Raw genomic sequence first — 13284 nt, 5'->3', positions numbered from 1 at the left:
TTCGTCTCGAGAGGCGACAGCCGCGGTCAGGCCGGCAGCGAAACCCGACTCACCGGGAGTTTGTACGTTCCATCCCAGAACTCGAGGCCGCTGACCGTCCACTCGATCGGCTCGATCTCGCGGTCGGCCAGCCGTTGTGCGGTCGCTACGTCCCCACCGCGGGCCAGCGTGACGTGGGGGACGTAGTCGGCCCCCTCGAGTCCGTCGACGATGTCGAACGCGCCGGTGAGGTCGTCGTGGATCGACTCGAGGCCAGGGCTCTCGACGGCGAGATAGACGACAGGAGCCGAGCCGAGCGGTGGGTCCTCGAAGTAGTCGATCTCGGTGATCCGGGCTTCGACCGCGGGCGCCCCCTCGAGCGCGCGATGGGCGCGATGTTGTAACTGGGCGACGTGGTCGGCCTCGCCGAGGCGTTTGAGCAGACACGAGTGGTCCTCGCGGACGTGTTCGAAGCCGACGAGTTCGGGATAGAGTTCGTTCGCGAGCGTGCGGACGCGACCGGGGACCGGGACGTTGACGCTGTACACGTACCCCATTCTAAGAGCGGTTCGAGTATGAGTGTGGTGATCCGACGACGCTCGCGCGGTTCAGATCCGGTCGACCAGCCAGAGGACGATTAGGACGGCGATTGCGATCTGTACGAGCAGAAAGAACGGGCCGAGGAGACTCGCGATCCCGCTAATCAGTGCCTGCAGGATCTGTAAGATGAGCAAAACGGCGACCAGTCCGAGGACGATCTTCAGGAGAGTCTCGACCTCGAGTTCACCGCGTGTATCGAGCATACGTTCGTCTCAGCGTGATGGTCTGAAAAATACACCGTTCTCGCGTCGGAAAGCCTATTTGGACGGATACGGCATTCCAATACAATGGATGTGAAGGGGCGCTGGGCCCTGATCTGGGTGCTCGTGGGAATCGGCTGTGTCCTGGTGCTGCTCCCGGCTCTTTCGGCCGGGGCTGCTGCCGATGTCGCGACACAGGGTGCAGTACTGCAGGAATCGTCCAACGAGAGCGACCGACTCGCTGAGGCGGACGAGATCCATATCGACATCTTCGTCGCCGAGAACGGATCGGCGACGTTCGCCGTCGACTACCGCTTCGAGAACGATTCCGACGGTGAATGGGAGGACCTTCGAGACGACGTCGAATCGAACCCGGAAGTCTACGCCGCCAGCCAGGAAGCTCGCTGGAACGAAATTCTCGTCGAAGGCGAGAACGCGACGGAACGCGAGATGGAACTCTCGAACGTCTCCGTCGAGACGGGCGAAAGCTCCGCACCGCGTGATCTCGGCAGCGTCGAGGTAAGTTTCGAGTGGTCGAAGTTCGCGTACGTCGAACTAAATCGCCTCGAGGCGGGCGACGCGCTCGCGGGATACACCCTCTCACAGAACACGTCGATGCAGATGTTCGCCCCGGACGGCTACACGATCGAAGAAGTCTCGCCGTCGCCGGAAGACGCATCCGAGGACGAGAACTCCGTCTACTGGAACAGCGACGGCTCGGAGTTCTCACCCGACCCGCCGCTGGTCGTCATGATCGAAGAGAGCGACGATGACGGACAACCCGCACAAACAGCAGACGGGCCGTCGATGCCGTGGCTCGCCGTGGTAGCCGCACTCGCCTTGCTGGCCGGCCTCGGAGTAGCTGGCTGGTGGCTCGAGCGACGGCGAAGTGGCGTGGGTTCCATAGTCACGGGCGACGGCGCGACGACCCCGGTTACCGATGGGTCCACCGCGAGCGACGACGCGAACGAACCGCCGGACGAACTGCTCAGCAACGAAGAACGCGTCCTGCGCTTGCTCGAGGAACGTGGCGGTCGGATCAAACAGCAGGCGGTCGTCTCGGAACTGGACTGGACCGAGGCCAAGACGAGTCAGGTCGTTGGCGGCCTACGGGAGGACGGCGAAATCGAAGTCTTTCGGATCGGCCGGGAGAACGTGTTAGCGCTTCCCGGGGAGGACGAAACCGAGGAGTAGCCGAGGTGAGTGGCGTCCCGTTCGATATTTAGCAGGATTTAATACTGAGGACTGTTATGGCTTCTCTAATGAGTTCCACCGTCGGAACCGCGCGTGCTGTCTCCGGTACCGACGGGACTGTTTCTCCGCGGCGGCGACGACGGCGACGGCGGGCCTTTGAGCCCGACCTACATCACACCCCACGTCCCCGGACCGTTTCACCGATCCAAAAACGCTGATTTTCCAGTTAGCAGCCGCTCTAACGTTAATTTACGCAAATAGAATCAATGTGCTTAAGTCCCTCCTGCTGCTTCACTCGAATACCATATGACACGCGTCGCACTTGCGTTCTCGGGTGGGCTTGACACGACTGTCTGTGTCCCACTGCTCGAGGAAGAGTACGGATACGACGACGTTATCGGCGTCACGGTCGACGTCGGCCAGCCGGCTTCCGAATTCGACGAAGCCGAAGAAACCGCCGAGGCACTCGGCCTCGAGCACTACGTCGTCGACGCAAAAGCGGAGTTCGCTGATCTCTGTCTTGACAGTGTTCGCGCGAACGCGACCTACCAGGGCTACCCACTCGGGACGGCACTCGCCCGCCCGGTGATCGCCGAGGCAATTCTGGAGGTTGCAGAGGAACAGGGCTGTACCGGCATCGCTCACGGCTGTACGGGCAAAGGAAACGACCAGCTGCGTTTCGAAGCCATCTGGCGTGACTCCGATCTCGAGGTCATCGCCCCCGTTCGCGAACTCGGACTCACGCGCGAGTGGGAACAGGAGTACGCCGCCGAGAAGGACCTCCCCGTCGAGGGTGGCAGCGGCGGCGACTGGTCGATCGACACCAACCTCTGGAGCCGCTCCGTCGAGGGTGACGAGCTGGAGGACCCGAGCTACGTCCCGCCGGAGGACATCTACGCCTGGACCCAGGCCCCGACCGGCGAGACCCAGGAGATCGATATCGAGTTCGAGCAGGGTCGCCCCGTCGCCGTCGACGGCGTCGAGTACGAGCCCGTCGAACTCATCCAGCACTTGAACGAGGTCGCCGGCGCGTACGGCGTCGGTCGTACCGACTCGATGGAAGACCGCATGCTCGGCCTGAAGGTTCGTGAGAACTACGAGCATCCGGCCGCGACGACGCTGCTCAATGCTCACGAGGCGCTCGAGGGACTCGTCCTCACGCAGGAAGAACGCGAGTTCAAGCAGCTGATCGACCAGCGCTGGTCGAAAAAGGGCTACGAGGGCCTGGTCGACGCGCCGCTCGTCGGCGCACTCGAGGGCTTCATCGACGAGACACAGAAACGCGTCACCGGAACCGTCACGATCCGCTTCGAGGGCGGTCAGGCTCGTGCCGTGGCCCGCGACAGCACATTCGCGGCGTACTCGGCCGAACACGCCTCCTTCGACACGGAAACGGTCGGGAAGATCACCCAAGAAGACGCCACCGGCGTCGCGAAGTACCACGGCTTCCAGCGCCGTCTCGCGAACGAAGCGATCGCCGCAAACGCCGACGACGAGGAATAACCATGACCGAGGAGAGCACTCACAGCGGGGCAGCCGAACCAACGTTGCGAACTGACGGCAGCGGAAACTCGAGCGACGAAGGCGTCGTGCGACGGGACCGCTTTAGCGGCGGCCCCGCTCGGAGTTTCCTCTCCTCGCTTGCGGCCGACGAACGGATCTTCGAGGCCGACATCGAGATCGACCGCGCACACGTCATCATGCTCGCCGAGCAGGATATCATCGGCGACGACGTCGCGGGCCAGATCCTCACGGCACTCGATGCGATCGAAGTCGACGGCCACGCCTCTCTGCCCGACGGCGAGGACGTCCACGAGGCCATCGAGACCGCCGTCATCGAGGGGATCGGCCCCGACGGCGGGAAGATGCACACCGCGCGCTCGAGAAACGACGAGGTCGCGGCCTGCATCCGCTACCGACTGCGCGAAGACGTCCTCGAGGCCATCGAGACGACGCTCGCGCTGCGCGAGTCGCTCGTCGAGGTCGCCGCCGAGCACACGGAGACGATCATGCCAGGCTACACGCACCTCCAGCCCGCCCAGCCGACCACCGTTGCACACTGGGCGCTAGCCTACGAAGGCGCGGTTCGTCGCGACACGGAACGCCTGTTCGAGGCCTATCAGCGGATCAACCAGTCACCGCTGGGTGGCGCGGCCTTCGCCGGCACGACGTTCGATATCGACCGCGAACGCACCGCCGAATTGCTCGGGTTCGAGTCGGTCATCGAGAACTCGATGGACGCCTCCTCGAGCCGGGATTTCTTGCTCGAGACCGTTCAGGTGCTGTCGACACACGCGACGACGCTGTCCGGGCTGGCCGAAGATATCATCATCTTCGCCAACCGCGGCTTCGTCGACCTTGCCGACGACTACTCCTCGACGTCGTCGATCATGCCCCAGAAGAAGAACCCGGACACACTGGAGCTCGTCCGCGCGGTCGCGGGCGACGCGGCCGGCAGCGTACAGGGGTTGACGACGACGCTCAAAGGGCTCCCGCGTGCGTACAACCGCGACCTCCAGCGTGCGACGACCCACGCCTGGGAGACCGTCGACGCGGTGACGGAAGCCAGCGAGGTCGCGGCCGGGGCCGTGGCGACGGCCGACTGGAACGAAGACACGCTCGCGGTGGAAGCCGGCGTGGGCTTTTCGACCGCGACCGGCGTCGCCGACCTGCTCGCGGCGAACGGGTTGCCGTTCCGGACGGCACACGAACTCGTTGCGATTGCAGCGGAGAGTGGGGCAGACTACGACGCAATCGCGGCTGCCGCCGAAGAGGTGCTCGGAGAACCCCTCGAGTCGGTCGTCGACCCCGATGCCGTCGAGGCCGCCCTCGATCCCGCCGAAAGCGTCGCGAGCCGCGACTCGCAGGGCGGACCCGCTCCCGAGGCCGTCGGCCCACAGCTCGAGACCGCTCGCGACGCCCTCGAGGCCGACGAGGAAACGCTCGACGTGACCGAGAACGCACTCGAGGCAGCCCGCCAGGCGCTTCGTTCGGAGGTGAACGACTATGTCTGATACGGTTTACTGTCGTCAATTACCGCCGATCGCCGACCCGTGCTGGCGATCGACGGTACACAGTTACAGCAATCCGTATGAGTCGGCACGTCCCGAAGTGACACGCCTGACAGTTGCTCGAGTGCGGCCCACGATTTCGCGGCGGTCCCCGCCAGGGGACAAACTACCAACTCCATGATATGGAAACCGTAACCGGCCGGAAAACAGTACATTCACTCCATTAGGCGATACTGCGCTTCGTGTATTTCTCCTGATAAGTTCGAAGGGTTTAAGGGTTATTGGCTCCCAGTTGCAGGTACAATGACGGAATGCGTCGAATGTGGGGCGGAAGTGTCCCTGCACGAGGATCTGGAAGTGGGAGAGATCGTTGACTGTACGACCTGTGGCGCAGAGCTTGAAGTCGTCGACACCGAGCCGCCAGTCCTCGAGCGAGCCCCCGAGCTCGAAGAGGACTGGGGTGAGTGACCTTGCACACGGTCGCGACTACCTTGTGCCCTGAGCACACACACCAGGGGTGGTTCGCGTGAACGTAGGAATACTCTACTCCCGGATTCGCAAGGACGAGAAGCTCTTGCTCAACGAGCTTCGCGAGCGCGACCACGAGGTCGAGAAGATCGACGTCCGCAAGCAGACGTTCGACATCAGCGAGGCCCCCGAGGCGTTCGCTGACCTCGACATCGTCGTCGACCGCTGTCTCGCCACGAGCCGCAGCCTCTATGCCACGCAGTTTTTCGAGGCTTACGGCATCCCCGTGGTCAACAGCCACGAGACGGCCGACATCTGTGCGGACAAAGTGAAAAACAGTCTCGCACTCGAGCAGGCAGGCGTGCCGACGCCGGCGACCAAAGTCGCGTTCACGAAAGAGACCGCAATGGAAGCCATCGAGGACTTTGGCTACCCCTGCGTGCTCAAACCCGTCGTCGGGTCGTGGGGCCGCCTGATGGCCAAGATCGACTCGCCGGACGCCGCCGAAGCCATCTTAGAGCACAAGGCCACGCTCGGCCACTACGAGCACAAGGTGTTCTACGTCCAGGAGTTCGTCGAGAAACCCGGTCGTGACATCCGCGTGCTCGCGACCGACGGCGAGCCGATCGCCGGCATGGTCCGCTCGTCGGACCACTGGATCACCAACGCCGCCAAAGGCGCGGAGACGGACGTCTTCGAGCCCGACGAGGACGCAACCGAACTCGTCAAACAGGCCAGCGACGCCGTCGGCGGCGGACTGCTCGGTATCGACCTGATGGAAACCGAAGACGGGTACACCGTCCACGAGGTCAACCACACCGTCGAGTTCAAAGCCCTCGACGGGGCCGTCGACACCGACATCGCCGGCACCGTCGTCGACTGGCTCGAGCAGAAGGCAGCCGACGCCGCCGAGAACGAACTCGAGGTGAGCGCCTGATGGCTGCTGACACGGCTACCGCAACCGTCATCGGTGGCTCGGGCTTTACGGGTGGCGAACTGCTGCGACTGCTCGCCGGCCACCCGAACTTCGAGCTCACCGAAGTCACGAGCCGATCGAAAGCCGGCAAGAGCGTCGGCTCCGTCCACCCGCCACTGCGCGGCACGGACCTGCGCTTTACCGAACCCGATGATCTCGAGTCCGTCGACGTGCTGTTCGCGGCGACGCCACACGGCGTCTCGATGGGCCGGATCGACGAGTTCTTCGAGATCGCCGACACGGTCGTGGACCTCTCGGCTGACTTCCGCCTCGAGACCGAAGACCAGTACGACGAGTGGTACGACGGCCACGAGGCGCCCGAGTACTTAGAAAAGGCCGAGTACGCGCTTCCCGAGATCAACCGCGAGAACCTCGCGGGCGCAGAGCTGATCGCCGGCGGCGGCTGTAACGCCACCGCGACGATTCTCGGGCTCTACCCGCTGTTCGACCAGGGGATTCTCGAGGGCGGCGAGCAGGTTGTCGTCGACGTGAAAGTCGGCTCCTCCGAAGGCGGGGCCGGCGGCGGCGAGGCCTCGAGCCACCCTGAGCGCTCCGGTGTTGTTCGCCCCTACGCGCCGACCGGCCACCGTCACGAAGCCGAGATCGAGCAGTTCCTCGGCACGAGCGTCGCGTTCACGTGCCACGCCGTCGATATGATCCGCGGCGCGAGCGCGACCAGCCACGTCTTCCCGTCGGGTCCTGTCTCGAAGGGCGACCTTTGGAAAGCGTACAGAGGGGCCTACGAGGACGAGCCGTTCGTCCGCATGGCTGCCGGCGGCTCCGGCGTCTACCGCTACCCCGAACCGAAGTCGGTCGCGGGGACGAACCTCGCCGAAGTCGGCTTCGAACTCGACCCCTCGAACAAACGCATCGTCGTCTTCTCGGCGATCGACAACATGATGAAAGGCTCGGCGGGCCAGGCGGTCCACGCCGCCAACATCGCGCTGGGCTTCGAGGAGACGGCCGGACTCGAGTTCACGGGACTACACCCCGTGGGGGCTCCGTAAATGACGGTTGTCGTCAAAATCGGCGGCGCACGCGCCGTCGATCCCGAAGGCGCACTCGCGGACGTTGCGAGTCTCGTCGAGGATGGCGAAGACGTCGTGCTCACCCACGGCGGCTCGACCGCCGTCGACGAGACCTTAGAAGAGCTCGGCGAGGAACCCACCTACGTCGAGACGCCTGGCGGCGTCGTCGGGCGTTTTACCGACGAACGCACCATGGACGTCTTCAAGATGGTGATGCCGGGCAAGCTCAACACCGATCTGGTCGAAAGCCTCCAGAACGAGGGCGTCGACGCAGTCGGCCTCTCGGGCACCGACGGCAAACTCCTCTCTGGCAAGCGCAAGTCAGCCGTCCGCGTCAAAGAAGACGGCAAGAAGAAGATCAAACGCGGCGACCACTCGGGGACAATCGAGTCGGTCAACGCCGACCTGCTCGAGACCGTCCTCGCGGGCGGCTACACGCCCGTCGTCTCCGTCCCGGTACTCGGGAAAGAGAAAGACGGTGGCTACACCGCGGTCAACGCCGACGCCGACCGCGCCGCCGCCGCGATCGCAGGGGCGCTCGAGGCCGACCTCGTGCTCCTCACGGATGTATCCGGCGTCTACGAGGACCCCGACGACAAGTCGACGAAGATCGATTCGGCGGCGACTCCGGAAGCGTTCGAGACCGTCAAATCGGCTGCGGAAGGCTTCATGACGAAGAAGGTCATGGCCGCAGAGGAAGCCCTCGAGGGCGGCGCGTCCTCGGTCGTCGTTGCCGATGCGAATGCAGACGAACCGATCTCGAGTGCGCTCGGTGGCGAGGGGACGACCCTCGAGCCCAGCGTGCTCGCGGACGAAGACGAAGCCGAAACGGAGGCCGCAGAATGAGTGACCTCGATTTCATCTCCGGTAGCAAGCCGATCGGGATCGAGCGCGGCGAGGGGGCGTCCCTCTACAGCACCGACGGGACGGAGTACCTCGACGCGGGCGCGAGCTACGCGTGTACGCCGCTCGGCCATAGCCACCCGGCCGTCGTCGAGGCGGTACAAGAACAGGTTGGGAAGCTGACGTTCGTCGATTCCTCGTTCCCCGTCCAGTCGCGCGAGGACGCCTACGCCGCGCTCGTCGCGTCGACGCCCGACGGCCTCGAGTCGGCCTGGTTCTGTAACTCCGGCACCGAGGCCAACGAGGCCGCATTGAAGTTCGCCCGCTCGGCGACCGGCAACTCGAAAATTATCGCCGCGACCCGGAGCTTCCACGGCCGGACGATGGGCTCGCTCGCGGCGACCTGGAAGGACAAGTACAAGAAACCGTTCGAGCCGCTCGCCGGCGACGTGGAGTTCGTTCCCTACGGCGACGGCGAGGAGCTCGCCGACGCCGTCGACGACGAGACCGCAGCCGTCATCTTAGAGCCGATTCAGGGCGAAGGCGGCATCAACGTCCCGCCCGCGGGCTACCTCGAGACCGCCCGCGAGGTCACCGACGAGGCCGGCGCGGCGCTCGTCTTCGACGAGGTCCAGACCGGCATGGGACGGACGGGCCAGATGTGGGCCTGCCAGAACGCCGGCGTCACGCCCGACATTCTCACGACGGCGAAAGGCCTCGGCAACGGCCTGCCTATCGGCGGTGTCGTCGTTCGTGACTGGATCGCCGACGGCGCGGCCTCGCACAACGCTACGTTCAGCGGCGGTCCCGTCGTCACCGCGGCGGTCCACGCGACGATCTCGACGCTGGTCGAGGAAGAGTGGCCCGCCCACGCCGCCGCGATGGGCGACTACCTCACGACCGAACTCGAAGCCAGACTCGGTGACGAGGTCCGCGAGGTCCGCGGCGAGGGCCTGCTCATCGGCATCGAGTTGAAGCGAGGAGCCAATCGCGCCGCCCGTGACCTGGCGATCAACCACCAGGTGCTGGCGCTGCCAGCAGGTCGGACCGTCCTGCGCCTGCTGCCGCCGCTGGTGATCGACAAAGCGGAGGCGGATCAACTCGTCGACGCCCTCGGCGCGGTTATCGCACCTGACGAACCCGAATCATGAGCGCGAGTACGAGCGACCCGGCGGACGTCTCGCTTTCGGAAGCCCGGGAGCTACTGGTCGACCTCGTCTCGATTCCCTCGCCGACCCGTGAGGAGCGCGAGGCGGCCAAACGGCTCGTGGATTTCTTCGAGGCCCACGACCGAGAGGTCTGGATCGACGCGGTCGGCAACGTCCGCGCACCGGCGGACGATTCCGTGCTGCTCACTTCACACATCGACACCGTCCCGGGGGATATCCCCGTCGAGGTCGAAGAAACCGGCGACGATGAAATCCTCTGGGGTCGTGGCAGCGTCGACGCAACCGGGCCACTCGCCGCGATGGCGACCGCCGCCGTCCGAACCGGCGTCTCCTTCGTCGGCGTCGTCGGCGAAGAAGTCGACTCGAAGGGGTCGCGCTACCTCGTCGCCGACAGGGAGAAGTCACCGGAAGCCGTCATCAACGGCGAGCCGTCCGGAGCGAACGGGATCACGCTGGGCTATCGTGGCCTCATCGCTGGCACGTACGTCGCGACCAGCGAGTCCGGCCACACCTCCCGGCCGGACCCGAACGCGATCCAACACGCCGTTCGCTGGTGGTCCGCCGTCGAAGCACACTTCGAAGGTGGCGAGTACGAACCCGTCTTCGAGCAGGTGACGACCAAGCCGGTCGACATCGAAGGCGGCGTCAGCGACGACGGCCTCTCCGTCGAAGCGACGATGGATGTCCAACTGCGCGTCCCGCCCGCACTCGATGTCGAGACCGTCCGCGAAGCCGCAGAAGCCGAACTCGAGGTTGGGACTGTAACCTGGAAGGACAAGGTTCCGCCCGTGATGACGAGTCCGCGAACGGAGGTCGCTCGAGCGTTCCGTGTCGCTATTCGCAACGAAGACGAGGAGCCACGTCTGCTACGAAAGACCGGCACCAGCGACATGAACATCTACGCGGGGGCGTGGGACTGTCCAATGGTCACGTACGGCCCTGGTAACTCCGATCTCGATCACGCACCCGACGAGCGACTCTCACTCTCGGAGTACGATCAATCCGTTTCGATCCTCGAGCGCGTCTCGCGGACGTTGAGCGAGGACTGAACACACGCATTTTTATACGATTCACAGATCATGACGACAAATACTGACGACAGCCAGCCGAGACATTTCCTCGATGTCGACGATCTCACCGAGGCAGAACTGTTCACGGTCCTCGACAGGGCCGAGGAGTACAAACGAGCCCTCGAGACCGGCGACAATCACGCCGACCTCGAGGACCAGACGCTGGGGATGCTCTTCCAGAAGGCAAGCACCCGTACCCGCGTCTCGTTCGAGACGGGGATGACCCAGCTGGGCGGCCACGCGATCTTCCTCGGGGAAGACGACATCCAACTTGGGCGAGGCGAGCCGCTGAAAGACACCTCGCGTGCGCTCTCGCGGTACGTCGACGCCGTGATGGCCCGCGTGTTCAAACACGAGAACGTCGAAGTACTCGCGGAGTACGCCGACGTCCCCGTCGTCAACGGGCTGACCGACGACGCCCACCCCTGCCAGACGCTCGCGGACCTCCAGACGATCCGCGAACAGGAAGACGGCTTCGACGGCGTCTCGGCGACCTGGATCGGCGACGGTAACAACGTCGCTCAGTCGTTTGCACTCGGCTGTGCGATGACCGACATCGATCTGACGGTCGCGACGCCCGAGGGCTACGAGCTCGACGAGGAAGTGCTCGAGCGCGCCCGCGAACTGGGCGGCGATCCGACGACCACGACCGATCCGGTCGAGGCGGTCTCGGACGCTGACATCATCTACACCGACGTCTGGATCAGCATGGGCCAAGAAGACGAACGCGACGTCCGTATGAACGATTTCGAGGGCTTTCAGGTCGGCGCGGACTTGCTCGAGCACGCCCCCGAGGCGTCGATCATGCACTGTCTTCCCGCCCACCGCGGCGAGGAGATCACCGACGAAGCCATCGAAAGCGACCAGTCGATCGTCTTCGATCAAGCCGAAAATCGACTGCACGCACAGAAGGCGGTGTTGAGCTGGTTGCTCGAGTGAGAAGCGCGAGCGACGCACGGACGAATCGGCGATTCTCCTGCCGTCAACTCGCAGTTACTGGTCGCTAGCCACTAGTTGACTAGTTGAACAATATTCAGTTCTTATAGTATCGGCCGTGATCGTGACGACTGTATGTCAATACGGCTCATCATCGGAACGCTGCTCCTGCTTGCAGGGCCCGCTGCACTACTCGCACTTATCCTGCTTTAGCTGAAAGAGTGGGCGCTAAGCCCCCTTCCTCAGGGAGCGAACGGAACAGCGTGGAGTGAGCGAGCAGGGAGGGGATACAGCGCCCGCTCGATTCTCTACCACTCTAATCAGAGTGTTTAATTAACCCTGTCCACTAGCAGGAGACAAGTCGCATGGAGTACAGTCCACGATACCGACTCTTCCCGACAACCGAACAGTGGGAGAGTCTCGACTGGACTCGAAACATTGTGCGACAACTCTACAACCACGCGCTCTACGAGTTCAACAAAATTCCACAAGACGAGGGAACACTTCGACAGCGAGTCTGGCACGTCCGCGATGAACTCCCCCGTCTCAAACAACAGTGGACTGACCTCAAACAGATCTACTCTACCGTGTTGCAGAAAGCTGTCGAACGCATCCGCACCAACATCAACAACCTCGGCAAGCTGAAAGCCAAGGGGTACGATGTTGGCTCGTTGAACTGGAAAGCGCCGCGTGAATTTCGGAGTTTCACGTATCGACAATCGGGCTTCGAACTCGACACCAAGAGTGGCTCGAATAACCGAGCAATCCTCCGACTCAAGAAAGTCCGCGGCGAAACCCTGGAGATTCCAATCCACCTCCACCGCGACCTTCCTGATCACGACGCTCTCAAGGAAGTCACGGTGAAGAAAGAACCCACAGGAGCATGGTACGCCTCGTTCTGTATCAGCACCAACGAACCTGAGAAACCCGCCCCAGAAGACATCGATGCAGAGGACACCGTCGGTCTCGACCTCGGCGTCCTCAACTTCGTGCACGACTCAGATGGTCGCTCCATCGGACGCCTCGACTTGTCCGACGAGCGAGACCGCCTCGAACGTGAGCAACGCTCGCTCTCTCGCAAGCAACACGAGTCGAATAACTGGGAGAAACAGCGCCTTCGAGTCGCTGAGGTGCATGCGTGTATGTCGAACAAGAAGCACGACTACAAGCACAAACTCGCCCATGCGTATACAACACTGTCCGACGCGGTGTTCGTCGAGAATTTGAACGTGAAGTCGATGCTCGAAGGCGAAGGTAACGCTCGAAACAAGGCTGAAGTTGGATGGCGTGACTTCATATCGATTCTCAAGCATCACGGTCGAAAGAACGGGTGCCACGTGGTCGAGGTTGAACCGTCTGGGACGACGAAAGAGTGTGCGTCTTGCGGCGTGGAAACCGAGAAACCCCTCTGGGTTCGTGAACATTCGTGTCCCTCTTGTGGGTTTGAACTGGATAGGGATTGGAACGCGGCGTTGAACGTGAAGTCGCGTGGGCTGTCGAAACTAGGAGTGGTTCACTCCGAAGGAACGTCCTCAGAATCGCATGGCGATTCTGATGGGCTGCGAAAATCGTTCGACGATTTTCGAACGCCCGTGGAGACTGCGACCGCTGTGGACACTGTTTCCGTGTCTGCAAGTCGCGTCGTTGAAACAGGAAGCCCCTGCCTCAAGGAACGAGCGGCTGCCACCGCGAATGAGTAGGCAGGGGTAGTTCACCCGACATCCGTGGCCAACCCGTCCGATGGCGTCTCGCCCGTACCGCCGATCGACCGGCCACCGAATTGGGGCCACCGGCGAATCCACGTCCTTTT

13 protein-coding genes are annotated in these 13284 nt (G+C 63.4%); 11 read left to right on the top strand and 2 right to left on the bottom strand.

Features of this window, described 5'->3' with window-relative positions; all coding sequences use genetic code 11:
• Nucleotides 1–26: 26 nt before the first annotated feature.
• Together GCU68_RS05020 and GCU68_RS05015 are read right to left on the bottom strand one after the other, a co-directional pair.
• Nucleotides 27–527: a 2'-5' RNA ligase family protein gene (locus GCU68_RS05020; RefSeq protein ID WP_152943589.1), complete on the bottom strand. Its 501-nt coding sequence runs from the start codon at nt 525–527 to the stop codon at nt 27–29.
• Between the two features lie 60 nt (nt 528–587).
• A complete protein-coding gene (locus GCU68_RS05015; protein WP_152939531.1) occupies nt 588–782 on the bottom strand; it encodes a DUF7554 family protein in 195 nt (64 codons plus the stop codon).
• A gap of 84 nt (nt 783–866) precedes the next feature.
• Between GCU68_RS05015 and GCU68_RS05010 the strand changes: the two genes are divergently transcribed.
• The 11 genes from GCU68_RS05010 to GCU68_RS04960 all read left to right on the top strand — a co-directional run bounded on the left by GCU68_RS05010 (nt 867) and on the right by GCU68_RS04960 (nt 13174).
• Nucleotides 867–1973, top strand: a complete 1107-nt coding sequence (locus GCU68_RS05010) for a helix-turn-helix transcriptional regulator (protein WP_152939529.1) — start codon at nt 867–869, stop codon at nt 1971–1973.
• 306 nt (nt 1974–2279) lie between these two features.
• Nucleotides 2280–3476, top strand: coding sequence for an argininosuccinate synthase (locus GCU68_RS05005; RefSeq protein ID WP_152939528.1), 1197 nt, complete (start codon nt 2280–2282; stop codon nt 3474–3476).
• A gap of 2 nt (nt 3477–3478) precedes the next feature.
• Nucleotides 3479–4987 (top strand): argininosuccinate lyase, encoded by a 1509-nt coding sequence (gene argH / locus GCU68_RS05000; RefSeq protein WP_152939526.1) that lies wholly within the window; start codon nt 3479–3481, stop codon nt 4985–4987.
• Nucleotides 4988–5287: 300 nt separating this feature from the next.
• The gene (lysW, locus tag GCU68_RS04995) at nt 5288–5452 is read left to right on the top strand and encodes a lysine biosynthesis protein LysW (RefSeq protein ID WP_152939524.1); all 165 of its coding nucleotides are present in this window, start codon (nt 5288–5290) and stop codon (nt 5450–5452) included.
• 58 nt (nt 5453–5510) lie between these two features.
• On the top strand, nt 5511–6389 hold the full coding sequence (gene lysX, locus GCU68_RS04990; protein WP_152939522.1) for a lysine biosynthesis protein LysX: 879 nt from the start codon (nt 5511–5513) through the stop codon (nt 6387–6389).
• Nucleotides 6389–7435 carry an N-acetyl-gamma-glutamyl-phosphate reductase gene (gene argC, locus GCU68_RS04985; protein WP_152939520.1) on the top strand — a complete coding sequence of 349 codons (1047 nt, stop codon included), beginning with the start codon at nt 6389–6391 and terminating at the stop codon, nt 7433–7435. The genes lysX and argC overlap by 1 nt, the downstream gene beginning before the upstream one ends.
• Nucleotides 7436–8302 (top strand): acetylglutamate/acetylaminoadipate kinase, encoded by an 867-nt coding sequence (locus GCU68_RS04980; protein ID WP_152939518.1) that lies wholly within the window; start codon nt 7436–7438, stop codon nt 8300–8302.
• Complete coding sequence (locus GCU68_RS04975) at nt 8299–9450, top strand: aspartate aminotransferase family protein (protein ID WP_152939516.1); 1152 nt, start codon at nt 8299–8301, stop codon at nt 9448–9450. Before GCU68_RS04980 ends, GCU68_RS04975 begins: the two co-directional genes overlap by 4 nt.
• Nucleotides 9447–10517 carry a [LysW]-lysine hydrolase gene (locus GCU68_RS04970; RefSeq protein WP_152939514.1) on the top strand — a complete coding sequence of 357 codons (1071 nt, stop codon included), beginning with the start codon at nt 9447–9449 and terminating at the stop codon, nt 10515–10517. The genes GCU68_RS04975 and GCU68_RS04970 overlap by 4 nt, the downstream gene beginning before the upstream one ends.
• A 30-nt stretch (nt 10518–10547) precedes the next feature.
• On the top strand, nt 10548–11477 hold the full coding sequence (argF, locus tag GCU68_RS04965) for an ornithine carbamoyltransferase (protein WP_152939512.1): 930 nt from the start codon (nt 10548–10550) through the stop codon (nt 11475–11477).
• 362 nt (nt 11478–11839) lie between these two features.
• Nucleotides 11840–13174 carry an RNA-guided endonuclease InsQ/TnpB family protein gene (locus tag GCU68_RS04960; RefSeq protein WP_152939510.1) on the top strand — a complete coding sequence of 445 codons (1335 nt, stop codon included), beginning with the start codon at nt 11840–11842 and terminating at the stop codon, nt 13172–13174.
• The last annotated feature ends 110 nt before the right edge of the window (nt 13175–13284 follow it).

Source organism: Natronorubrum aibiense (assembly GCF_009392895.1).
GTDB classification, from domain to species: Archaea; Halobacteriota; Halobacteria; order Halobacteriales; family Natrialbaceae; genus Natronorubrum; species Natronorubrum aibiense.
The sequence above is the reverse complement of the archived record's forward strand: the minus strand, read 5'-3'. Positions and strand labels throughout refer to the sequence as shown.